The 21,721-nt window shown below is 67.9% G+C and carries 21 protein-coding genes; 9 read left to right on the top strand and 12 right to left on the bottom strand.

Going from position 1 to position 21,721, the window contains the following annotated elements:
• Nucleotides 1-34: 34 nt before the first annotated feature.
• Together NS2_RS37715 and NS2_RS22035 are read right to left on the bottom strand one after the other, a co-directional pair.
• Nucleotides 35-454, bottom strand: a complete 420-nt coding sequence (locus NS2_RS37715) for a hypothetical protein (RefSeq protein ID WP_261772300.1) — start codon at nucleotides 452-454, stop codon at nucleotides 35-37.
• On the bottom strand, nucleotides 451-1,425 hold the full coding sequence (locus NS2_RS22035) for a 4Fe-4S binding protein (RefSeq protein ID WP_052086445.1): 975 nt from the start codon (nucleotides 1,423-1,425) through the stop codon (nucleotides 451-453). The genes NS2_RS37715 and NS2_RS22035 overlap by 4 nt, the downstream gene beginning before the upstream one ends.
• 164 nt (nucleotides 1,426-1,589) lie before the next feature.
• Here NS2_RS22035 and NS2_RS22030 point away from each other — a divergent pair, with 164 nt between their 5' ends.
• Nucleotides 1,590-1,784, top strand: coding sequence for a ferredoxin (locus NS2_RS22030; protein WP_033087996.1), 195 nt, complete (start codon nucleotides 1,590-1,592; stop codon nucleotides 1,782-1,784).
• Nucleotides 1,784-3,004, top strand: a complete 1,221-nt coding sequence (locus tag NS2_RS22025) for a cytochrome P450 (RefSeq protein WP_033087997.1) — start codon at nucleotides 1,784-1,786, stop codon at nucleotides 3,002-3,004. The genes NS2_RS22030 and NS2_RS22025 overlap by 1 nt, the downstream gene beginning before the upstream one ends.
• A 5-nt stretch (nucleotides 3,005-3,009) precedes the next feature.
• Here NS2_RS22025 and NS2_RS22020 read toward each other — a convergent pair whose 3' ends face one another.
• Complete coding sequence (locus NS2_RS22020; RefSeq protein WP_143161330.1) at nucleotides 3,010-4,092, bottom strand: hypothetical protein; 1,083 nt, start codon at nucleotides 4,090-4,092, stop codon at nucleotides 3,010-3,012.
• 253 nt (nucleotides 4,093-4,345) lie between these two features.
• Between NS2_RS22020 and NS2_RS22015 the strand changes: the two genes are divergently transcribed.
• Complete coding sequence (locus NS2_RS22015; RefSeq protein ID WP_033087998.1) at nucleotides 4,346-5,569, top strand: lipase family protein; 1,224 nt, start codon at nucleotides 4,346-4,348, stop codon at nucleotides 5,567-5,569.
• A 130-nt stretch (nucleotides 5,570-5,699) separates the two neighbouring features.
• Nucleotides 5,700-6,920, top strand: coding sequence for a lipase family protein (locus tag NS2_RS22010; RefSeq protein WP_412177921.1), 1,221 nt, complete (start codon nucleotides 5,700-5,702; stop codon nucleotides 6,918-6,920).
• A gap of 19 nt (nucleotides 6,921-6,939) precedes the next feature.
• Here the strand turns inward: NS2_RS22010 and NS2_RS22005 are convergent, their stop codons facing one another.
• Complete coding sequence (locus tag NS2_RS22005; RefSeq protein WP_228102925.1) at nucleotides 6,940-8,571, bottom strand: PucR family transcriptional regulator; 1,632 nt, start codon at nucleotides 8,569-8,571, stop codon at nucleotides 6,940-6,942.
• Between the two features lie 385 nt (nucleotides 8,572-8,956).
• Between NS2_RS22005 and pruA the strand changes: the two genes are divergently transcribed.
• Together pruA and NS2_RS21995 are read left to right on the top strand one after the other, a co-directional pair.
• On the top strand, nucleotides 8,957-10,609 hold the full coding sequence (pruA, locus tag NS2_RS22000; protein ID WP_033087999.1) for an L-glutamate gamma-semialdehyde dehydrogenase: 1,653 nt from the start codon (nucleotides 8,957-8,959) through the stop codon (nucleotides 10,607-10,609).
• A complete protein-coding gene (locus NS2_RS21995; RefSeq protein WP_147207269.1) occupies nucleotides 10,609-11,568 on the top strand; it encodes a proline dehydrogenase family protein in 960 nt (319 codons plus the stop codon). Before pruA ends, NS2_RS21995 begins: the two co-directional genes overlap by 1 nt.
• A 5-nt stretch (nucleotides 11,569-11,573) precedes the next feature.
• Here the strand turns inward: NS2_RS21995 and hsaA are convergent, their stop codons facing one another.
• Complete coding sequence (gene hsaA, locus NS2_RS21990; RefSeq protein ID WP_036546168.1) at nucleotides 11,574-12,764, bottom strand: 3-hydroxy-9,10-secoandrosta-1,3,5(10)-triene-9,17-dione monooxygenase oxygenase subunit; 1,191 nt, start codon at nucleotides 12,762-12,764, stop codon at nucleotides 11,574-11,576.
• 247 nt (nucleotides 12,765-13,011) lie between these two features.
• Between hsaA and NS2_RS21985 the strand changes: the two genes are divergently transcribed.
• Nucleotides 13,012-14,451, top strand: coding sequence for an amino acid permease (locus NS2_RS21985; protein WP_033088001.1), 1,440 nt, complete (start codon nucleotides 13,012-13,014; stop codon nucleotides 14,449-14,451).
• 52 nt (nucleotides 14,452-14,503) lie between these two features.
• On the opposite strand, the gene NS2_RS21980 is transcribed toward NS2_RS21985, so the two are convergent.
• From NS2_RS21980 to NS2_RS21955, 6 genes are all read right to left on the bottom strand, one after another.
• Entirely contained in the window at nucleotides 14,504-14,881 is a 378-nt protein-coding gene (locus NS2_RS21980; RefSeq protein WP_033088002.1) for a hypothetical protein, read from the bottom strand.
• A gap of 53 nt (nucleotides 14,882-14,934) precedes the next feature.
• Nucleotides 14,935-15,408: a hypothetical protein gene (locus tag NS2_RS21975; RefSeq protein ID WP_052086449.1), complete on the bottom strand. Its 474-nt coding sequence runs from the start codon at nucleotides 15,406-15,408 to the stop codon at nucleotides 14,935-14,937.
• A gap of 109 nt (nucleotides 15,409-15,517) precedes the next feature.
• The gene (locus NS2_RS21970; RefSeq protein WP_033088003.1) at nucleotides 15,518-16,180 is read right to left on the bottom strand and encodes an HAD-IA family hydrolase; all 663 of its coding nucleotides are present in this window, start codon (nucleotides 16,178-16,180) and stop codon (nucleotides 15,518-15,520) included.
• A 65-nt stretch (nucleotides 16,181-16,245) separates the two neighbouring features.
• Nucleotides 16,246-17,172 carry an EamA family transporter gene (locus tag NS2_RS21965; RefSeq protein WP_033088004.1) on the bottom strand — a complete coding sequence of 309 codons (927 nt, stop codon included), beginning with the start codon at nucleotides 17,170-17,172 and terminating at the stop codon, nucleotides 16,246-16,248.
• Between the two features lie 234 nt (nucleotides 17,173-17,406).
• The gene (locus NS2_RS21960; RefSeq protein ID WP_033088005.1) at nucleotides 17,407-17,616 is read right to left on the bottom strand and encodes a DUF397 domain-containing protein; all 210 of its coding nucleotides are present in this window, start codon (nucleotides 17,614-17,616) and stop codon (nucleotides 17,407-17,409) included.
• A complete protein-coding gene (locus tag NS2_RS21955; protein ID WP_033088006.1) occupies nucleotides 17,613-18,488 on the bottom strand; it encodes a helix-turn-helix domain-containing protein in 876 nt (291 codons plus the stop codon). The genes NS2_RS21960 and NS2_RS21955 overlap by 4 nt, the downstream gene beginning before the upstream one ends.
• 514 nt (nucleotides 18,489-19,002) lie before the next feature.
• Here NS2_RS21955 and NS2_RS21950 point away from each other — a divergent pair.
• Complete coding sequence (locus NS2_RS21950; protein WP_033088007.1) at nucleotides 19,003-19,512, top strand: Lrp/AsnC family transcriptional regulator; 510 nt, start codon at nucleotides 19,003-19,005, stop codon at nucleotides 19,510-19,512.
• A gap of 54 nt (nucleotides 19,513-19,566) precedes the next feature.
• Nucleotides 19,567-20,364 (top strand): PIG-L deacetylase family protein, encoded by a 798-nt coding sequence (locus tag NS2_RS21945; protein ID WP_033088008.1) that lies wholly within the window; start codon nucleotides 19,567-19,569, stop codon nucleotides 20,362-20,364.
• Between the two features lie 54 nt (nucleotides 20,365-20,418).
• Here the strand turns inward: NS2_RS21945 and ald are convergent, their stop codons facing one another.
• Nucleotides 20,419-21,525: an alanine dehydrogenase gene (ald, locus tag NS2_RS21940; RefSeq protein WP_033088009.1), complete on the bottom strand. Its 1,107-nt coding sequence runs from the start codon at nucleotides 21,523-21,525 to the stop codon at nucleotides 20,419-20,421.
• Between the last annotated feature and the right edge of the window lie 196 nt (nucleotides 21,526-21,721).

Genomic DNA, 21,721 nt, shown 5'->3' with positions numbered 1-21,721 from the left:
AGCGGTGGATCTCGGCGGGGAATCCGCCGGCCGGCTACAGGGCGCGCACCCCGTGGCGCTGCAATTCGAGGCAGAGGTGACGGGCCGCCTCGTGCGCCAACTCCTGCGTGGTGGCGACATCGCGGTTGGCGGCGCTGACCGATCTGCTCTGCAGGTTGTCGCGGCTGGTGCGCAGGCAGAACCCGATCAGGGAACGAGTGCCGGGCAGCGCCTCGAGGACGTAGTCGCGTTCCCCCTCCAGGCCGGGCGTGGACAGCTCGACGAATCCGACATCGTCGATTCCGGCGGCCAGGCACCGCTCGCGCAGCCAGTCGGCGTCGAGAGGCGCGGGCTCGCTGTCGGATTCACCTCCGACTCGCGCGCGGGCGGCCGCGACCGACGGGTGCGGATGCTCGCGGGTGCCGCGTTCGACCGGGACGTGCAGCCGATTCCACCGCAGCTCATCGCCGTTCATTTCGCCTCCGGGGCCGCGTCGATACCGTCGGGCGGCATGATCCCGGTGTCCACACAGCGGACCGTCTTCTTCTTATAGCGTTTGCGCACATGCTTTTCCGCGTTCGACCCGGGGCTCACGTACACGTTCTCCGGCTTCCGCTGCAACGGCCGCAGCACCAGTTGCAGATGTCCCTTGCGGTCGTCGAGATACGGCCCGATCACGTCCTCCCCGGCCGAGCATACCGCGACGCAGTAGCCGGAACGATACTGCCGCCGCGACTGCGAGACGGTCTCGCGCGGGGTCATCCGTTGCCCGTAGTCCTCGGCGTCGGCGCTGTCGGCCATGGTTTCGACCCAGTCGGCGAAATTGTTCACGAACTGGTTGTAGGTGTGGGTGTAGCAGCTGTTGAAATCGAAGCTGCCGTCATTGTGGATGGCCCCGACCGGGCAGGCGGCCACGCACAGATAGCAGCCCAGGCACGGATTCCAGTCCAGAGGCACCGAGTAGGGCGCGATCTCGGCATCGGTGAGCACCGTCCCGAGGCCGATGAAACTGCCGAACCTGGGATGGATCACGCACCGGTGGATGCCCAGGTGCCCCAGCCCCGCCGCCACGGCCACCGGCTTGTGCGAGACCGTCCACCCGCGACTGGGCAGCCGATGCGCCTCCACCGGAAACGTCACCGACGGATACAGGGCCCGAAACCCACGGTCCTGCAACGCGATACCGATCCGATGCCCGATCCGGTCGAGCACCGGGATGGCGGTGTCGATCTCGGTGTTCACCAGGCTCGCCGCCCGGCTGGTGAAGTTCTCCCGCGACAGCCGCACGCACACCGCGATCAGCGACCGCGTGCCGGGCAGCGCCTCGCGCACATACTCGACCTCGCCCTCGAGCCCGGGCGTCGCCAGCGCGACGAATCCGGCATCGTCGGCTCCGGCGTCCAAACAGATCCGCCGCAGCTCCTCCGCATCCAGTACTTCGGTCATGTCTACCTCCCGCAGATATAGACCGCGCCCGGCCGCGAAACTCATCGGTGGGCGAGCGAGTTCGGGGGCGGTATTCGCGTGCCCGGCGGTGTGCGATTCGGCATGTTAGAGTCACGGGCCGCCAAAGTCCTTGCGGCGAACTGTTCTTCGGGAGGGGGCCCGGCGTGAAGGTGGCCATCAGCCGCGACAGGTGTATTGCCGCCGGTCATTGCGCCGTGCGTGCCGATCGAGTCTTCGACCAGGGCGATGACGATGGCATTGTCGTTCTGCTCGACGAGAATCCGGGGCCGGAGCAGGCGCAGGCCGTGCGCTCGGCCGCCGAATTCTGCCCAGCGCAAGCAATACAGATCGAGGATTGATGTCTGAGTCACCCGCCGAGCCGACCTTCTATCCTGGACGCCGTTCGGCCACCTGCCCGTTCCGCCCGGCCGCCGAGATCGCCGAACTCGCTGCCGCGGGACCGATTTCGACCGTGCGGACCTGGGAAGGCAAGCGGCCCTGGCTGATCACCGGCTACCACGAGGCACGGGAGCTGTTCGCCGATGCGCGGGTCAGCGCCGACAATCACCACCCGTCCTACCCGCACATCCACGAGGGCATGAAGGCGATCGCGGAGATGAGCCCGCGCACCATGTTCAATACCGACGGCGCCGAGCACGCCCGCTACCGGCGCATGCTGGCCAAGCCGTTCACGCCCAAGCGGCTCGAGGCCATGCGGCCCAATATCCAGAAGCACATCGACGAGACCATCGATGCCATGCTGGCCGCGGGCGATTCGGCCGATCTGGTGACCGCGCTGTCGCTGCCGGTGCCGTCGCTGATGATCTGCGAGCTGCTCGGTGTGCCGTACGAGGATCACGCGTTCTTCCAGGAGGCCACCGAGCTCGGTTTCGGCGGACAGGCCACCGCCGAGGAACAGCAGCAGTCGACGCTGGACGTGCTCGGCTTCCTGAACAAACTGGTCGAGGCCAAGACCGCGGACCCCGCCGAGGATCTGCTCTCCGATATCGCCGAACTGGTGAATTCCGGTGAGCTGCAGGTGTGGGAGGCGGCGCTGCAGGCGGTCGGCATCCTGGTCGCCGGGCACGAGACCACCGCGAACATGATCTCGCTGGCGGTCATCGCGCTGCTGGATCAGCCCGAACAGCTCGCGCTCATCCGCGACACCGACGACCCGGCGGTGCTGGCCAACGCGGTCGACGAGCTGATCCGCTACATGACCATCGTGGACACCGGGCTGCGCCGGGTGGCCGCCGAGGACATCGAGGTGGCCGGGACCACCATCCACGCGGGCGACCCGATCGTGTTCGACCTGGCCTCGGCGAACTTCGACGCGAAGGTCTTCACCGACCCCGAGACCCTGGACCTGACCCGCGAGAACGCCGGAGCGCACCTGTCGTTCGGCTCGGGCCGCCACCAGTGCATCGGGTTGCAGCTGGCGCGCATCGAGCTCGGCATGGTGTTGCAGACGCTGTTCCGGCGGATTCCGGAGCTGCGGCTGGGCAAGCCGGTCGAGGAGATCGAATTCAAGTGGGATGCCATGGTTTACGGCGTGGTGTCACTGCCCGTCGAGTGGTGAACAGGTCAGGGCAGGGCGTGTAGCCACAGTCTGCTGCGGTCATCGTCGGTGGTGGCCAGCAGCAGCCCGCTCGGCAGGGCGACCATGCGGGCCGCGGCGGTGCCGACCGGCAGCGGAATCGATTGCCAGTCGGTGCAATTCGCGGTGACGGACTGCAATCGCACGGTGTGGTCGAGCACCGCCAGGCCCAGTACCCGGGTGGCGGTCGGCACCACTTGCAGGGTGTCGACCGCGGCGGCGGCCGGGCCGCTGACGGGTTCGGCGTCGGGGGAGGGCCAGCACAGCAGGTGCTGTTCCGCGCCGATGGATTGACCGAACACCGTGCAGCCGACCGCCCCGCACCCGATCTGGGCCGCCACCGCGTTACTGCCCGCCAATTCGTGACGCTGCCACGCGATGCCGTCGGACGAGGTCCACTCCAGCGGCCGGAGCACATTGTCACGCAGGGTTTCTCCGACGATGACGAAGCCCGCCGGTCCCGTGGTCACCGCGGCCGCGCCGGTCTGCTCACCCGGGGCCGAGGACAGCGCCGGATCCTCGGCGTGCCGCTCCCAGTCCGCGCCGTTGCCGGAAGTCCAGAACGCCGCACCGTAGCGCCCCTGTGGTCCGTCCCAATCCCCGATCAGCAGATCGGTGCCGCCCAGCGCCGCCGCGGCGGACACCGCGATGGCGTGCGGCCCACCGAACATCTCCATGGCCTGCGGGTATTCCGTGAGCCCGCGCCCATCGCCGCTCCAGATGGTCATGCGCGGATTGCTGTGTGCCCCACCGAAGGCCCGGCCCAGCACCACGGTCCGGTCCCCGGTTCCGGCCGAAATCAGTTCGGCCAGTTTGGCATAGGGGCTCTCGCCACGGACGGGGAGAGGTTGCCAGCGGGTGCCGTCAGCGGAGGCCCAGGCGGCGGGCGTGCGGGCGTCGCCGTGTGGAATCGAGCCCAGCGCCAGCACACCGTCGGCGGTGCGGACGAACTCCAGCACCCGGGCGTCACGCTGCGGCGGTGACAACTCCCGCCAGGGGGAATCCGTTGTCCGAGCGGCACATCCGGTCGCCAGCACGAGCAGTGCCACCACAACGATCGCCCACCTCATTCCGACACTGTGCCAGAACGGACCGACCGCGGCGGGCACAACCGACACCCCACCGACCCCGACGCGGCAGGTGCAACGTCTTGCGCCGAGTTCGCCAAAGGGTAGCCGTCTGTCGACTCTGGGATTTCCCTCAATGCCTCCCTGATGCTGCGAATCGCAGGGAACCGGTCGCCGCGCCGAGGCAAATCCGAAAACAAGACCATTCGGTATGTAAATATCCGAGTTCGTGACGATCCGGGCAATTCGGATATGTATGCGGGCGGTGCCGACCCTGTTGGCGACGGCGCTGGTGGCGTTGACGCCCGGGTACGCGGAGGCCGATCCGGTGTTGGATCTGATAGCGCCGCAACATGATCCGGCCGCGATCCTGCCGACGCCGCGGACCGATCCGTTCTATACGCCCCAGCCCGGCTTCGAGGCCCGGCCCCCGGGTGCGCTGCTGGCCGCACGCGTGGGTGGGGGCTTGTTTCCGACCGCGCGGTCACTCGAGCTGCTGGTGCGGTCCACCGATTCCCACGATCACCCCGTACCGGTGGTGGCCACGCTGCTGCTGCCGCACGCCGCCTGGACCGGGCCGGGGCCCAGGCCCTTGGTGTCGTACAACATTCCGATCTCCTCGGTGGGGCATGGCTGTGCGCCCTCGGCCGAGCTCAAGCGCGGGGTATCGGCGGATCTGATGGCGATCCAGCTGTTGCTGGCCAAGAACTACGCGGTGGTGGTTCCCGATCATCAGGGCCCGCGCCAGGCGTACGCGGCCGGGCTGATGGGTGGTCACGCCGTGCTCGATTCCATTCGGGCGGTGACCCGGACGCCCATGCCGGGACTCGGACCGCAGACGCCGGTGGTGCTGACCGGGTACTCCGGAGGTGCGATCGCGACCGGCTGGGCCGCGCAGCTCGCACCGGCCTATGCGCCCGAGATCCGGTTGGCGGGGGCGATGATCGGGGGCGGGCCCTTCGACTACGAGCTGTTGCTGCCGCGCATGGACGGGGTCAACTTCGCGTCGGGGGTGCTGCTGGCGGCGGCGCTGGGGCTGGCGCGCGAGTATCCGGAGCTGCTCGGGCTGCTCAATGACAATGGGTGGCGGGTGGCGAAGCTGTTCCGCGACATCTGCATTTCGCAGGAGACCGCGCTCGGGGTGATCGCGCCGCTGCGGGTCGATCAGCTCTCCGATGTGCCGGATCCGGCGAAACTGCCCATGGTGCAACAGATTCTGGCGGCGAACCGGCCCGGTGCGGTCGCCCCGGCGACACCGGTGTTCCTGTTCCACGGCGTCAACGAGATCTGGATTCCCTATGCGGGCGCGCGGCACCTGTTCGACGAGTGGTGCGCCCGCGGCGCGCGGGTGCGGTTGGCCCCGTTTCCGGGCGAGCATTTCCTGGTGGGCGCGTTGTCGATTCCCTTGCTGACCGGCTGGATCGAGGAGCTGCTGGCCGGGCGGCTGGTCCCGGCCGGATGCACCAGCCCGCGGCGCTGACCCGTCACCGCGATTCGGCTGTCGAAACCGTCGGCGTGTCGCGATCGGTTGTCGGTCCGGACGACCGACAGTGCTATCGGCAACTTGTCAGCGACCCACCGGAGGTACCTATACCGTGATAACCGCCGTGATTCGTCGCGGCGCGGGCAGTTCCCGCGTATGCCGTCTGATCGCGCTCGGTGCCCTGCCCGCGCTGCTGGTGCTCGCCGCCACGCCCGCGGGCGCGTCGCCGCTCTACCCCACACCGGATCCCGATCCCTTCTACCAGGCCCCGCCGAATTTCGCGGCCGCCGTCCCCGGCGAGGTCCTGGCGGTGCGGCCGATGCCGCCGCTGGTCACCTTCCCGGGTGTGTCGGTGTCGCTGGTGAAGTTCCGGTCCACCAATTCCGCCGGGAATCCGATCGCCGCCACCACCACCGTGCTGCGCCCCGCCAATGCCGCGCCCGGTGCGCCACTGCTGTCCTATCAGCACATCATCAATGGCCTCGGCACCAAATGCGCTGTCTCCCATGTGCTCTACACCCAGGACCCGAATCTGGCGGTCCGGGAGGCGCCGGTGCTCAACGGGCTGCTGCTGCGCGGCTGGTCGATCGCGCTGCCCGATCATCTGGGCCCGACCATCGCCTATGGCGCGGCCCGGCTGGGCGGGCTGATCACCCTCGACGGGATTCGCGCGGTACAGCGGGTGCGCGAGTTCGGGTTGGCGGTGAGTCCGGTTGCGCTGCTGGGGTATTCGGGTGGCGGCATGGCGACCGCGTGGGCCGCGGCATTGCAGCCGCGCTACGCGCCGGAGCTGCGGTTGGCCGGAGCGGCGGCGGGCGGGGTGCCGATGAATCTGGTCAAGATGATCGAAGCGCTGGGCTACCAGCATCATCCGGTGTTCGGGCTGGCACTGGCCGCGGCCATCGGCCTGGAACGCGAGTATCCGGCGCAGCTGCCGGTCAGCAACAGCATGAACCCGGCCGGACTGGCGGTGCGCAATGCCATCGGCAATGGCTGCACCAATGACATCCTGGTCGCGGGCGCGGGCCACAGCGTCCTGGATTTCGCCTCCTCCACCTCGCTGGTGGAGGACCCGGACGCACGACATGTGGTGGAGGACAACAGTCTCGAGCTCTTCGACGGGCTGCCCGCCACCCCGATCTTCGAATGGCATGCCCCGCAGGACGCGCTCATTCCCGTCGACGCCATCGCCAATACGATGCGCCGCTACTGTGCGGGCGGGGTCCGGGTGGAAGCCGAATTGTTCCCCGGCCCCGACCATCTCACCACGGCCGTGCTGGGTGCGCCCGCGGCCGTGAGCTGGATCGACGCCCGTTTCCGCGGTGAGCCCGCACCGTCGAACTGCTAGCCGCGCGCTATGTTCCGGATCAGTGTGGCCCGTCGTCGCCGCGGCGGTGGCGGGCCAGTTGCAACTCCAGCAGCAGGCGATCGGCCGGGTCGTCGAGATCTATGCCGGTGATGTCCTGGGCGCGACGCAGCCGGTAGCGCAGCGTATTCGGATGAATGCTCAGGGCGGTGGCGGCGGCACGCACGTCGCCGTGGTGGCGCAGATAGTGATTCACGCTCGTCTCGAGCTGGGCGGCGTGGCCGCGGTCGTAGTCGAACAGCGCGGTCAGGCGCGGATCGTGGAGTTCCGGGCGGTCGGCGATGAGATCGAGGATCTCACCGAGCAGCACGGCCGTCCGGGATTCGGCGAGGGTGGTGACGCGGTCCTTCGAGAAGGCGGTGCTGTCGAGTACGCGATCGACCTCCAGCCGGGCGCGGGCGACCTCGCCGAGGTCGGGGACGGGGATCGCGATGGCGGCCCGCAGTATGGCGGTGCCGGTGGCCTCGAGCTGGTCGACCAGCTGGCGGGTCCAGGCGGTGACGCCGCGCGCGGATTGGAAACGCGGCAGCAGAATGTAGGCGCGTTCGCCGATCCGCGCGGTCAGCGAGTCGCGACGGAAGGCACTGGCCCGCAGGCGAAGTGTGCTGCCCAGGGCCGACGGCTCGGTGTCGGGGTGGCCCGCGCCGACGAGTGCGAACCCGATGACAGCGGCCGGGCCGTCCACCGGGATGCCCAGTGCACTGGCCACCGACGGCACGTCCACACCGCCCCCGCGCGCACCGAACAAGCGCTGGATCAGCAGTGCCTCGGTGGACGGCGCGTCCAGACCGCGCGAAATGATCCGCGCGGCAATGGCCGACGCGCCGCGCAACACCTCCGCCGCACCGGATTTGAACGGCCGCTCACCCTCCTGCAACCAGATGGATCCGAGCACCGTGGCACCGCTGCTCTCGCCCGCGCGCCGAATCCCCACGGCCAGGCGGTGTTTGATATCGAGATCGGCGTGGGCGGGCAGGTCGACGACCTCGTCGGAGTTCCGCAGCCGATCGAAGACGCCCCACTGCTGCAGGATGCGCAGATACTCGCGCGGCCCCTCGCGCCCCAGAATCGACTGCACGCGCAGCCGATCCGCGGCCTCATTGGAGGCGGAGTACGCCAGCACGTGCGACTGCGCATCCTCGATGGTCACCATCCCACCGGCGTTCTGCGCGATGATCTGCGCCAACCCGAACAGGTCCGTATCCGTCCCGAGCAGCTCCCGCTCGGCGTTCTCCCGCGCCCGCCCACTCCGCTCCAGCATCCGCCGAATCAGCGGATACACGTGGTCCCACCGCGCCCGCGGATGCACCGCGACCACCGCCACGCCCGCCGCCGACGCCGCCCGCCGCAACCCGTCGGATTCGACGGCGGTCTTCGACAGTACGACTCGGGCCCGCTGCGCGGCGGGACGGTGTTCGAGGTCCCGCAACCAGCGCACCGCCTCGGCCTCGGCAATGCCCACGTGCAGGTACATGTCCGATACCGGTCCGTGCACAACGGTTTCCGAGGCCAGATCCGCACCGTCCACCAGCGCGACCGAACGAATGGGCACCTCGTCTCCCCGCGGCGCGTCGAGCAGTTCGACCAGCGTCGAGCCGAGCGCATCGAGCAGCTCACGCAGGGGGGCACCCACTGCGGTGACCGGCCGATCGAGGTCCAGGGAGGGGCTGCCACCGTCGTTGGGTCCGTCCGAGCGGGCGCCGCCACGGCCGCGCGTGGGCCACGACTCCGCGCCACCCTCCAGCGGGACGGAGAAAGCGCCGAGGGCCCTGCCGGAATTGTCTACGGCCACGGTCGTTCCTCCAATGTTCGAGCGCGGGTGGGGATGCCGATGCTCAGGCACGTCCTCGCGGCCGTCGGGGTGCCGCACGCGGGGCGTTGGCCGGGACCGCATTCAGCCGAACGTACAACACTTCGGGCCCGGGTTTGGCCTATCGGCTCAATATTCGTGGCCCGGTTCGGGGTTGACTCGGCGTATTCGCTCAGTGGCTCGGGCCACATTCCGCCAGGAGGTTGTCATGGACGCTGTCACGGTCACTCCGCCGCCGGTGAACGACCCGGTGGGGTCGTTCGCGCCCGGGAGTCCCGAGCGGGCGCGGTTGCGCGACAAGCTGGCCGAGCTCGCCGACACCGGGCTCGAGATTCCGCATGTGATCGGGGGCAAGGAGCGGCGCGGGGCGGGGGCGGTGGTCGACGTGGTGCAGCCGCATCGGCATTCGGCGGTGCTGGGGTCGATCACCGTGGCCGAGGCACGGGATACGGCCGAGGCCATCGAGGCGGCGGCCGCGGCGGGGCCGGGGTGGCGGGGGTTGTCGTTCGACGAGCGGGCGGCGGTGTTCCTGCGGGCGGCGGATCTGCTGTCGGGGCCGTGGCGGGAGACGGTGGCGGCGGCGACCATGCTCGGGCAGTCCAAGAGCGTGTATCAGGCCGAGATCGATGCGCCGTGTGAGCTGGTGGATTTCTGGCGGTTCAATGTGCACTTCGCGCGGGGCATGCTGGCCGAGCAGCCGATTTCGACGGCCGGGGTGTGGAACCGGGTGGAATACCGGCCGCTGGAAGGGTTCGTGTACGCGATCACGCCGTTCAACTTCACGGCGATCGCGGGGAACCTGCCGACCGCTCCCGCGCTGATGGGCAATACGGTGGTGTGGAAACCCTCGCCGACGCAGGCCTTTTCGGCGCACTGGACGATGAAGCTGCTCGAAGCGGCGGGCCTGCCGCCGGGAGTGATCAATGTGGTGCACGGGCACGGGCCCGAGGTGTCGGCGGTGGCGCTGGCCGATCGGCGGCTGGCCGGGATTCACTTCACCGGGTCCACGGGGACCTTCCAGCATTTGTGGCGGTCGGTGGCGGAGAATATCGCCGGGTACGACACCTATCCGCGGCTGGTCGGGGAGACCGGCGGCAAGGATTTCGTGGTCGCGCACTCCTCGGCCGATCCGGAGGTGTTGAGTACGGCCCTGATTCGCGGGGCGTTCGACTATCAGGGGCAGAAGTGTTCGGCCGCGTCGCGGGCGTTCGTTCCGAAGTCGGTGTGGGCGCGGATGTCGGGGGACTTCCTGGGGAAGGTGTCGGAGCTGTCCTACGGCGATGTCACCGATTTCACCAATTACGGTGGGGCGCTGATCGATCGGCGGGCCTTCGACCGCAGTGTGGCCGCGCTCGAGCGGGCCAAGGCCACGCCGAGCCTGACCGTGCTCACCGGCGGGCGCGCCGATGACAGCGTGGGCTGGTTCGTGGAACCGACCGTGCTGCTGGGCGAGGACCCGGTCGACGAGGCGTTCCGCACCGAATATTTCGGGCCGATCCTGGCGGTGCACGTGTACGACGACTCCACGCCGAGCGGATTCGAGGACGTGCTGGGGTTGATCGATCGCGGGTCGGCCTACGCGCTCACCGGCGCGGTGATCGCCGAGGATCGGGCCGCGGTGGCGACGGCCACCGAGCGACTTCGGTTCGCGGCGGGCAACTTCTACATCAATGACAAGCCGACCGGCGCGGTGGTCGGCCAGCAGCCCTTCGGCGGTTCCCGCGCCTCGGGCACCAATGACAAGGCCGGATCGGCGCAGAATCTGCTGCGCTGGACCTCGGCGCGCACCATCAAGGAGACCTTCGTGCCGCCTCGCGATCACCGGTATCCGCACCAGGCGACCGAAGCGGGGGCGCGCTGATGTTCACCACCACGTTGCGTCCGGCGCTGCTGGCGGCCTCGCGGTCGGCGCGGGTCGAGAGGACCGTCACCGGATTGTCCTCGACCCGGAAGGTGTTGGCGCGCTTCGTCGCCGGGGAAACCGAGGCGCACGCGGCCGCGGCCACCACCGCCCTGCTCGACTCGGGGCGCTACGCCAGCATCGACTACCTCGGTGAGGACACCACCGAGATCGCGCAGGCGCGCTCGACCGTGTCGCACTACCTGACCCTGCTCGAAGCCCTGGGCGAGCTACCCGCGGCTGCGGGAGAGGTTCGGCCGCTGGAGGTTTCGCTCAAACTGTCGGCGCTGGGGCAGTCGCTGCCGCGGGACGGGCACGCCATCGCGCTCGAGCACGCGCACAAGATCTGTACCGCCGCCGCGGCGGCGGGGGTGTGGGTCACCGTGGACGCCGAGGATCACACCACCACCGATTCGACCCTCGCCGTGGTGCGCGCACTGCGTGCGGACTTCTCCTGGGTGGGCACGGTCCTGCAGGCGTATCTGCTGCGCACCGAGGGCGACTGCCGCGACCTGTCGGGGCCGGGATCTCGAATCCGGTTGTGCAAGGGCGCGTATCGGGAACCCGAGGGCGTGGCCTATCAGGCCCGTGACGAGGTGGATGCGTCGTATCTGCGCTGCCTGGACATTCTGATGCGCGGACAGGGCTATCCGATGGTGGCCACCCACGATCCGGTGATGCTCGACGCCGCGACGGGATACCTGCGATCGGGCCGCCGCACGGCCGACCGGTTCGAGTTCCAGATGCTCTACGGCATCCGCGACGACGAACAGCGGCGGCTGGTCGGCACGGGCGCGCACCTGCGCACCTATGTGCCCTACGGCGACCAGTGGTACGGCTACTTCATGCGCCGATTGGCCGAGCGCCCGGCCAATCTCGCGTTCTTCCTGCGATCATTCCGGCCGGGCGCTCGAGGCTGAGGGGACTACACCATGATCAGGAGCGGGTCGAGGCCGAACTTGTACTTGCCGTACATGTCGTAGACCCGCTCCGCCTCATTGGTGGCCTGCACGCGCGCCGCGCGGGCGTCGCGGAACAGCCGCTGCAACGGCGTGCCCTTCGAGAGTGCCGCCGCCCCGGCCGATTCCATGAACACGTCGATGGCGGCGACGCAGCGCTGGGTGGCTCGGACCTGGTCGCGGCGCGCGTCCAGGCGGGTGTCGATCGAGACTTCCTGACCGGCCAGGATGGTCTCGTACTCCTCGACGATGTGGCCCGACAGCTGCCGCCAGGAGGCGTCGATGTCACTGGTCACGCGGCCCACCCGCTCGGTGATGTACGGGTCGTGCTTGGCCTGCTCACCGGCGAAGCCGACCCGCCAGCGCTCACGCTGGTATTCGACGTAGAAGTCGCGTGCGCCCTCGGCCATGCCGAGCACCGGTGCCGAGATGCCGGTGGGCATGATGGTGCCCCACGGCATGCGGTAGAGCGGCTCGGTATTGACCTGTGCGCCCGGCATGGAGCCGTCGTTCATGGCCTGGAAGCTCAGGAACCGGTACTCGGGGACGAAAACATCCTGCACCACAAGGGTATTGGAGCCGGTGCCGGCCAGGCCGAAGGTGTCCCACACGTGGTCGATGGTGAAATCGGACTTGGGGATGAGGAAGCTGCCGAACAGCGGCAGGCCGTCGATCATGACGGGCGCGCCGTCCGCGAGCACCGGGCCGCCGACCAGCGCCCAGTCACCGTGATCGCAGCCCGAGGAGTACTTCCACGCGCCGCTGACCCGATAGCCGCCCTCGACCCGCAGGCCACCGCCCATCGGGGCGTAGGAGGAGCAGACCAGAGCCTCCCGGTTCTCGCCCCAGACCTCCTGCTGCGCTTGCTGATCGAAGAGCGCGATGTGCCACGGGTGCACGCCGAGCACGCTCGACACCCAGCCGGTCGATCCGCAGGCGCGCGAGAGGCGGCGGATGGCGTCGTAGACGATCACCGGCTCGGCGGCGTAGCCGCCCCACTGCGTCGGCTGCATCAGCCGGAAGAATCCGGTAGCGCGCAGGTCCGCGATGGTTTCGTCGGGAATGCGGCGCAGATCCTCGGTTTCCTGCGCGCGCTCGCGCAGCACCGGAAGCAGCTTCTCGATCGCGTCGAGCACTTCATGGTCGTACACGCCCAGGGTCACGTGGACTGAACCCCCACCTAGAGATACCGAAAGGAACACGTTTCGATTTGAGGTTAGTTCACCGAGGCCCGCGACGCGCGGCGGAGACGACGGCTTTGGCCGGTCGGACAAGGTTTCTGAACTTTATTTAACCAACTGCCTGATCACAGGCCGGGGCATGGTCGGATTAGCTGACCTGGCTCGAGTGTGAGCTGCGTTACGCCGCATCGTCGCGGGGCGCAGCGGAACGAAAGGATCCCGCATGTCGATTGCGGAGTTGCGCGGGCAGATCCTGCGCCGCAAACCGATCACCGAGGTCGAGGACGACACGCCCACCGATGAGCGGCTGTCCAAGCACCTCGGGCTGTGGCAGCTGACGGCCATCGGGGTGGGCGGCATCATCGGCGCGGGGATCTTCGCGCTGGCCGGGTCGGTCGCCCACAACACCACGGGGCCTTCGGTTCTCATCTCGTTCCTGATCGCGGGTGTGGCCAGTGCGTGTGCGGCGCTGTGCTATGCGGAGTTCGCGGGCATGGTGCCCAAGGCCGGGTCGGCCTACACCTACGGGTACGTCTCGCTGGGCGAGCTGGCCGGGTGGTTCATCGGCTGGGATCTGCTGCTCGAGTACGTGGCGGTGGCGGCGGTGGTCGCCATCGGCGTCTCGGGGTACTTCAACTTCCTGCTGGATCAGATCGGAATCACCCTGCCGCACTGGATGCTCGGGGCCGCGGGCACCGGGGACGGGCACAAGGTGGACGTGTTCGCGATCCTGTTCTGCCTGGGTACCGCGTGGGTGCTGTCGCGGGGCATCAAGAGCGTGGGGCGGTTCGAGACCGTGGCGGTGGGGATCAAGGTGGCGATCGTGCTGCTGATCATCGTGCTCGGCGTATTCAAGATCGACAGCGCGAATTACCACCCGTACTTCCCGTTCGGCACCGGTGCGGTGTGGACCGGTGCGGCCACGGTGTTCTTCGCCGTGTTCGGCTATGACGCCATGAGCACCGCCGCCGAGGAGTCCGTCGAGGCGAAAAAGCATCTGCCCAAGGCGATCATCTACTCGCTGGCCATCGCCATGGTGCTGTACGTGGCGGCCTGCCTGGTGCTCACCGGCATGCAGAAGTACACCGAGATCAGCCCCACCAGCGGCTTTTCCACCGCGTTCAAATCCGCGGGCATGCCCGGTGTCGCGAACATCATCGCCATCGGCGCGATCGTCGGCATCATCACCGTGGTGCTCACCTTCATGCTGGGCGTGACCCGCGTCTGGTACGCCATGAGCCGCGACGGCCTGCTACCGGAGTGGTTCGCCAAGACCCACCCGACCCGCAAGGTCCCCACCCGCGTCACCTGGATCGTCGGCATCGGCTCCGCCATCCTCGCGGGCGTGCTCAAGATCAATACCGTTGCGGAGCTGACCAATATCGGCATTCTGATGGCCTTCATCGTGGTCAGCGTCTCGGTCATCGTCCTGCGCTACACCCGCCCCGACGAACCCCGCGAATTCCGCCTGCCCCTGATGCCGGTCGTCCCACTGGTGGGCATCGGCTTCTCCGTCTACCTGATCTGGTCGCTGCCCTGGGAGACCTGGGTGCGCTTCGCGGCCTGGCTTGTGATCAGCCTGGTCGTCTACTTCGGCTACTCCCGCTTCCACTCCCGCCTGGCTCAGCCGGTCGTCACCGACCGGGCCGTCGAGAAGGCCTGAGCCCCACCGACTCCGGGCGGCGTCCCGACGCCACACGCCGCCCGGGGACCTCTCAATACTCGCGCTGGCTTCCCAGCAGCAGCGCGATCGTGATCAGCGGGAAGAGCAGCAGCGGCCAGTCCGAGACCACGTTCGATCGCGGCGGGTGGTGGAAGAAGTAGAAGATCGGAATCAGCCCGCGCCTTGTCACCTCGAGCTGACCGACCACCGCCAGCGCCGCGGCCCCGATCAGCAGCAGGCGGGCGAATCGCAAGCGGCACAGGAAGAATATGGTGGCGACCAGCAGCAGGACCGACACCACCCCGAAGGCGATCGCGTCCCGGTCGAGCACGTGATCCGGGACCATCGCGGCGATGCTGTCCGGTGTCCTGTTCTCGGGATCGAGAGTGGCGGCTACCGCGAACAGGGACTCACCGGCCCAGAACAGCATTCCTGCCGTTGTCAGAACGATCGCGATCCAACGCCGCAATTCCCGCGTCGCGCTCAGCACTCTTCCTGCCGTCCGAGCAGCAGCACGATCGTCACCAGTGGAAAAACCGTCAGCGGCAGCGAGAATGCGATGCTCGGTGGGGGCTCGTAGTAGAAGGCGTCGATCGGTATCAGTGCCAGCGTGATCGAAACGGCTTGCCCCAGCAGGACCAGGACGCAGGCCACGATGAGCAGGATCCGGCCGAGGCGCAGTTGAAAGGCCAGCAGAATCGCGACCAGGGCCAGGAGAATCGCGACCAGGGCGAAGGACATCCAAGCGACAGTGAGCACCTCGGCCGCGGTCATCGAACCGAGGTACCGCAGGTCCTGGAATTTCGGTTCGATCGAAGTGCCCAGTTCGACGACCGCCTCACCGCCCCACGCCAAGGCTCCGGGAATGGCCAGCAGGATCGCGAGCCGGTGCCGCCATTCTCGCGTCGCCTGCCACACGCCCCGTGAATCCGGCGCCGGTGTCTCGGCTTCGGTCATGATGCCTCCCCGCGGGCCGACTTCTTCGGCACCGGGGACGACACTATTCGTTGCGGGTGCGGAAGTTCCGGGGGAGATGTGGAGATTGTGTGGTGAAAGCGGTTGCGGCTCAGGGTAGGACGTGGACGGTGATGAGTTTGCCGGGGGCGGGCGCGACGCGGATCTGGGTCAGGTCTCGGACGTGGGCGGTGGGGGTGAAGGCGGCGGCGCGGGGGCCGACGCCGATGACGCGCATGCCTGCGGATTTGGCTGCGGCTATGCCGGCTTCGGAGTCTTCGAAGACCAGGCAGTCGTCGGGGGAGAGGCCGAGTTCGGCGGCGCCTTTCAGGAAGCCTTCCGGGTCGGGCTTGCTGAGGGTCACGGATTCGGCGGTGACGCGGATTGCGGGCAGGGGGAGTCCGGCTGCGGCCATGCGCCTTTCGGTGAGGAGGGTGTTGGCGGAGGTCACCAGGGCGTGGGGGAGTTCGGCGATGGCGGCCATGAATTCGGGTGCGCCCGGGATCGGTGAGATGCCGTCCATGATCTGGGTTTCCTGGACCAGCATGCGGGCGTTGTCGGCATGGTTGAGGGCTTCGGGACGCTCGGGGAGGAGTTCGGCCATGGTCGCCCAGCCTTGGCGGCCGTGGGACACGGCCAGTACGTCCTCGAGGGCGAAACCGTGCTCGTCGGCCCAGCCCTTCCAGAGGAATTCCACGACGGATTCGGAGTTCACGAGGGTGCTGTCCATGTCGAGCAGGAGGCCGCGGGCGGGGAGCGTAGCGTCAACCGTCATGTACTGGTTATAACCACATTTCCCGCCGCGGCGCAATGTGCGCTGGATCCCGGCGCGTCGGGAACCTACTTCACGTCACGGTTACCGGTGCGCACGGTCAGCAGGACCAAGCCGAGGGCGAGGACTGCCATGCCCGACCAGGACAGCAGGGGCAATCGCTCGCCGACGACTGCGACGCCCAGCAGCGCGGCGATGGCCGGTTCGGCCAGAGTCAGCGCGGTAGCCGTTTCGATCGTGGTGCGCCGCAGACCGTATCCGTACAGGCGATACGCGACGAAGGTGGTGAAGACCGCCAGATGCAGGGCGACCGCCAATCCGCGCGGCGTGGTCAACCAGGCCGGACCGCAGGCCGGAACGACCGGGAGCACCAGGATGGCGGCCCCGCCGAACATGGCTCCCATGACGGCGTTCGAGGTGTGACCCCGGCGGATGAGGGTGCCGCCGATCAGGGCGTAGACCGCATAGGCGAGGCCGCCGCAGGCGGCCAGCCCGACACCGACCAGGTCGATCGCACCGGCCGACGCTCCGAGCTCCGGGCCGACAACCAGTACGGCACAACCGATTACGGCCAGCAGCGTGGCCAGGCACCAGCGCGCTGTCGGTCTGCCGCGCCCGGTCAGCCAGGCCAGTAGACCCGCGAAAACCGGGGCGCTACCCAGGGCGACAACGGTGGCCACCGCGACACCGGTGCGGGCCACCGCCGGATAGAAGGTGACCGGATACCCGGCCACGGCCACCGCGCCGAGCAGCAGGAGCCATCGTTCGGACATGGTGAAGCGCAGCCGATTACCGCGACCGGCGATGTACAGCAGCAGCCCGCCGAAGACCAGCCCGGCCGAACCTACTGCCGCGGCGGGGGTTCCGGCGGGAGCCAGCGAAGAAACGGTCCCGGTGCTGCCCCACAGCACCGAGGCGGCAAGAATCGGCGTACTACCCTGCCGGACATCGGCATTCGGCCGCGCGAGGGTGAGAGTGGACGTGCGATTGGACACGATCGTGAACTCCGTCGTCGAATTCCAGTGAGTGAAGGATTCGAAACGGGCGCACGCCGAAACCCGGACTGCCGCAAAAGGTCAGCCGGGGAGCAGAGCAGAGGTCAGCCGGTGCGCCCGATCAGGCGACGGGCGGCGGTGTTACAGCGTGCCAGTAGGTACCCACGCAACGAGCCTACAAGAACGGGAGACCGCGCCTCACATTCGATCTCCCGTTGGTGGTCGTACCGGCCATCAGCCCAGGTCGAACACCCCTGCTTGCGCAGCGTCGGTGAAGCGGTCCCAAGCGGCCGGGGCGAACACAAGCACCGGACTCGAAGCCCCCAGCTTCGAATCGCGGACTCCGACCCTCCCGCCGCCGAGGTGCGCGGCTTCCAAACACTCGCCGCCGGAATGGCTGTAGCTGGATTTGAACCAATCCGCCTCGGACAGTTCGAGGTTCATTCGCCACACTCCTTGGCTCTCGACAACATCCGCTGCCTGGTGATGTCCGGATCCAATGCTACTCGGCTGATCTCAGCGAACGCATTCCGAAATCGCTGGACCTCGGTCTCTCGCTCCAGGTAGAGGTCGCCCACGAAACCCTCGATGTAGACCACCGGCGACTCGACCATTCCGGTCGCAGGAAGCTTCGGAAACTCCAGCAGCACAAACGATTCGATCAGTGACCCGAGGTGCGTTGGAGCGTCGAACGGAACATGCCGAATCGATACATTGGGCCGCTCTCCCACATCAGCAAGATAGCGGAGCTGCTCGGCCAATACAGCGGGCCCGCCGACCTGGGCCCGCATGGCGCCCTCCGATACCACGATGTCGACTTCGAACCCATCATCCTCCAGTCGGCTCTTTCGCCGCATAGCCATTTCGACGCGCCGTTCCACTTGTTCCGAGGGCATCTCGGGATGCTCGGTCCATTCGATCGCGCGACGATAGGCGGGAGTTTGAAGCAACCCGGGAAGGTCCGCCAGGCGCCAGGACGATACTCGGGACGCCGCTTCCTCCAATCCGAGGTAATAGTCGAAGCGAGGTTTCATCTCGTCCTCGTACGCCCGCCACCAGTTCTTGTGCGCCGAACTCATCTCCGTTACCAGGTTGAGCAGCAGTAGCCGCTCTTCGTCGCTGCAGTTGTAGATGTCGGCGAGGCCGTTGATCCAGAAATGCGTCACCTTGGCCTTGAGCCCATCCTCGAGGCGGCTCATCGTTTGTATCGAGGTGCCCAGGTATCGGGCGGCTGCTGAACGCGACATCTGTGCGCGTTTCCGGTAATCGGCCAAGAGCCGACCGAGGGCCCGGGCGGCGAGGGTTGAGCCGGACATTTTCGTAGCCTTTCTATCGAAGGCACTGAAATTTGGAACGACCCGTGATGGAAGTTCGGTACTTCATGCGCGTCCAACCCCTCTCGGGAGTCCCAAATCCTTTGGCACCGGAGTACATCTGAGGTTCGTGTCCAACCCACTCAACATCGACGATAGCGAATTGCCTGTGATGGCAATCGAATACGCGCATCTGATCATGCATATGCACCGGAATTGTCCGGTTTCCGCCGTCCACGCAGAAGGAGCTGACCAGTGAAACGACCTGTTTCGCACGATGTGCCGGACTACCCGGTGTTGAATCTCGATGTGGCACAACGAGCCCGGCCGAACATGCCGAATGCGGTGAGGATTGCGAGGCCAAGCGGTACTTTTCCCGGCAGGTGCCGCAGCTGGAGCGGGGTGCGCGGCGGGAGCGGGGGAGGATCAGCTGGAACATCTGGGCGGTCGGCGAGGATCGGTGAAGGTTCGGCTGATTTCCGGGTGACCGGCGAAGGAAATTCTGTACAGTTCGGTCATGAAGAAGGTTTCTTCGGGATCGAGCGGCTCGGGTGCGGCGGCGCGGCCGGTGCCCCTCGATGCCATCGACCGGCTCCTGCTCGACGAGCTGGCCAGGGACGGGCGCATGACCAACAATGCCCTGGCCGCGGCGGCGGGCATCGCGCCCTCGACCTGCCTGGGCCGGGTGCGAGCGCTGGTGGAACGCGGGGTCATCCGTGGCTTCCACGCCGATATCGATCCGGCGGCGCTGGGCCGTGATCTGCAGGCCATGATCGCGGTGCGCGTGCATCCGGCCGCGCGCAGTCATCTGGCCCAGTTCGGTGATCAGATGGCCGCGTTGCCGGAGGTCGAGAACGTGTATTTCATTGCCGGAGCGGATGATTACCTGATCCATGTCGCCACCGCCGACTCCGGCGAGTTGCGCTCGTTCGTCCTCGATCACCTCAGCGCGCACCCGGCCGTGTCCTCGACCGAGACCATCCTGATCTTCGAGCACGTGCGGCCGGGACACCATCCCGCGTCCTGAGGGAATCCGCCATCCGATCAGACCGGCTGTCACCCCGGCCGAGATACTGGCGACATGGCGACAGTCGTGGCTCTGCATGCCCACCCCGACGACGAGATCACCCTGACCGGCGGCACTCTCGCAAAACTGGCCCACGCGGACCACCGCACGGTCATCGTCGTCGCTTGCGACGGGCACATGGAGCAGTTCGATGGGGACGTCGCACCGCGGCTGCGGGAATTGCGGGCCAGCGCCGACGTTCTCGGCGTGGCCAGGGTCGAGCACCTCGGCTATGCCGACAGCGGACACGGTCCCATCCTGTATCCGGACCCGCCGGGACGAACGATGTTCGCCCGGGCGGATATCGGCGAGGCCGCCGAGCGCTTGGCGTCGATCCTCGTGGAGGAACGCGCAGACGTACTGCTGAGCTATGACCGCAACGGCGGATACGGGCACCGCGATCACGTCCGTGTTCATGAAGTCGGCGCCCGGGCGGCGCAAGCGGCCGGCGGCACACGAGTTCTGAACGCGACGATGCCTCGGGAGATATTCCTCGGGCCGACCGCTCCGGCCCGCTGGCTCGGCTACGACGCCACCGCAATCCGCGACGGTTACACCGCGCGAGCGGACATCACGCACCGCATCGACGTCGGAGCGTTCGCGGCACAACGCATGCGGGCGCTGGCCGAGCACCGATCCATCCTCGAAGGCCGGAGTCGTTTCGGCAGGATCGCCCGCGCCGTGCGTCGGATTCCCGCACCGATTCAGGCGCGGCTGTTCCGCTGGGAATGGTTTGCCGAGGAAGGTCTGCGATCCGGACCTTCCGGCCCGCTCGATGACATCTTCGCCCGCCCGGCCGCCGCGGCCCACTGATACCCAGCGGGCCGCGGTCGACAACGACGACCGGGCGGTGGTGGCGGGCGCCCTTTACGCGACCAGGGTGTGGGCGGCGTAACCGTGGGCTGCCGCAACCGATTCCGAGAGGAGTTCGCCGTTGTGGGTGCTCAGGCCCGCGGCCAGGCCCGGGTCGGCGGCGACGGCGGCCTGCCAGCCCTTGTCGGCCAGGGCCAGGGCGTAAGGGAGGGTGGCGTTGGTGAGGGCGACGGTGGAGGTGTGGGGGACCGCGCCGGGCATGTTGGCGACGCAGTAGAAGATGGAGTCGTGGACCCGGTAGGTGGGGTCGGCGTGGGTGGTGGGGTGCGAGTCGGCGAAGCAGCCGCCCTGGTCGATGGCGATGTCGACCAGGACCGAGCCCGGCTTCATCTGGGCGACAAGCTCATTGGAGACCAGGGTGGGGGCCTTGGCGCCGGGGACCAGGACCGCGCCGACCATCAGGTCGGCCTCGCGGACCAGGTTCTCGACCTCGAGGCGGTTGGACATGACGGTGCGAACCTGACCGTGGTAGAGGTCGTCGATCTCGCGCAGGCGCGCGATGTTCAGGTCCAGCACGGTGACCTCCGCGTGCATGCCGTGCGCGACGGCGATGGCATTGCGGCCGGAGACGCCCGCGCCGATCACCACCACCTTGGCCGGGCGCACACCCGGGACGCCGCCCATGAGCACGCCGCGGCCGCCGCCGCTGCGCATCAGGTGGTAGGCGCCCGCCTGCGGGGCCAGGCGGCCCGCGACCTCGCTCATGGGGGCCAGTAGCGGCAGGGATCCGTCTGCGGCGGTGACGGTTTCGTAGGCGATGGAGGTGATGCCCGCGGACAGCAGGGCGTCGGTGCACTCCTTGGAGGCGGCCAGGTGCAGGTAGGTGAACAGCACCTGATCGCGGCGCAGGCGCGAATATTCCTCGGCGATGGGCTCTTTCACCTTGAGCAGCAGATCGGCGGTGGCCCAGACCGCGTCGGCGCTGTCGAGCACCTGCGCACCGGCGAAGCGGTAGGCGTCGTCCTCGAAGGTGGAACCGATGCCCGCGCCGGACTCGACGAACACCTCGTGGCCGCGGGCCACGAATTCGTGCACGCCGGCGGGGGTGCAGGCCACCCGGTACTCGTGGTTCTTGACCTCGCGGGGGATGCCGATCTTCATGCCACACTCCTGGGTTCTCTCGACTGGTCGGCGGGTTGCCACCTGGGAGTGAGTATGAATATTGTGCGAGATAACCGCTAGACAACTGAAGATGATTCTTTGAGTGGCGAGAATGTCATTCATATCTGCGAAATTAGAGAGTGAGGGCCCGGTCACATCGAAGCATCTTCGATGCCAATGCCGTTAACTTACGCGC

It is taken from the genome of Nocardia seriolae NBRC 15557, assembly GCF_007990715.1.
In the GTDB taxonomy this organism is placed as follows: domain Bacteria; phylum Actinomycetota; class Actinomycetes; order Mycobacteriales; family Mycobacteriaceae; genus Nocardia; species Nocardia seriolae.
Note: the sequence above shows the minus strand (reverse complement) of the source record. Positions and strands in the feature narration are given on the sequence as shown.

Coding starts and splice junctions, on each gene's coding strand:
- NS2_RS21995 (WP_147207269.1), top strand. CDS start 10,609: ATGTTCACCACCACGTTGCGTCCGGCGCTGCTGGCGGCCTCGCGGTCG.
- NS2_RS21985 (WP_033088001.1), top strand. CDS start 13,012: ATGTCGATTGCGGAGTTGCGCGGGCAGATCCTGCGCCGCAAACCGATC.
- NS2_RS21950 (WP_033088007.1), top strand. CDS start 19,003: ATGAAGAAGGTTTCTTCGGGATCGAGCGGCTCGGGTGCGGCGGCGCGG.
- NS2_RS22025 (WP_033087997.1), top strand. CDS start 1,784: ATGTCTGAGTCACCCGCCGAGCCGACCTTCTATCCTGGACGCCGTTCG.
- NS2_RS22035 (WP_052086445.1), bottom strand. CDS start 1,425: ATGACCGAAGTACTGGATGCGGAGGAGCTGCGGCGGATCTGTTTGGAC.
- NS2_RS22020 (WP_143161330.1), bottom strand. CDS start 4,092: ATGAGGTGGGCGATCGTTGTGGTGGCACTGCTCGTGCTGGCGACCGGA.
- ald (WP_033088009.1), bottom strand. CDS start 21,525: ATGAAGATCGGCATCCCCCGCGAGGTCAAGAACCACGAGTACCGGGTG.
- NS2_RS21955 (WP_033088006.1), bottom strand. CDS start 18,488: ATGTCCGGCTCAACCCTCGCCGCCCGGGCCCTCGGTCGGCTCTTGGCC.
- NS2_RS37715 (WP_261772300.1), bottom strand. CDS start 454: ATGAACGGCGATGAGCTGCGGTGGAATCGGCTGCACGTCCCGGTCGAA.
- NS2_RS21960 (WP_033088005.1), bottom strand. CDS start 17,616: ATGAACCTCGAACTGTCCGAGGCGGATTGGTTCAAATCCAGCTACAGC.
- pruA (WP_033087999.1), top strand. CDS start 8,957: ATGGACGCTGTCACGGTCACTCCGCCGCCGGTGAACGACCCGGTGGGG.
- NS2_RS22015 (WP_033087998.1), top strand. CDS start 4,346: ATGCGGGCGGTGCCGACCCTGTTGGCGACGGCGCTGGTGGCGTTGACG.
- NS2_RS21970 (WP_033088003.1), bottom strand. CDS start 16,180: ATGACGGTTGACGCTACGCTCCCCGCCCGCGGCCTCCTGCTCGACATG.
- NS2_RS21980 (WP_033088002.1), bottom strand. CDS start 14,881: ATGCTGTTCTGGGCCGGTGAGTCCCTGTTCGCGGTAGCCGCCACTCTC.
- NS2_RS21975 (WP_052086449.1), bottom strand. CDS start 15,408: ATGACCGAAGCCGAGACACCGGCGCCGGATTCACGGGGCGTGTGGCAG.
- NS2_RS21945 (WP_033088008.1), top strand. CDS start 19,567: ATGGCGACAGTCGTGGCTCTGCATGCCCACCCCGACGACGAGATCACC.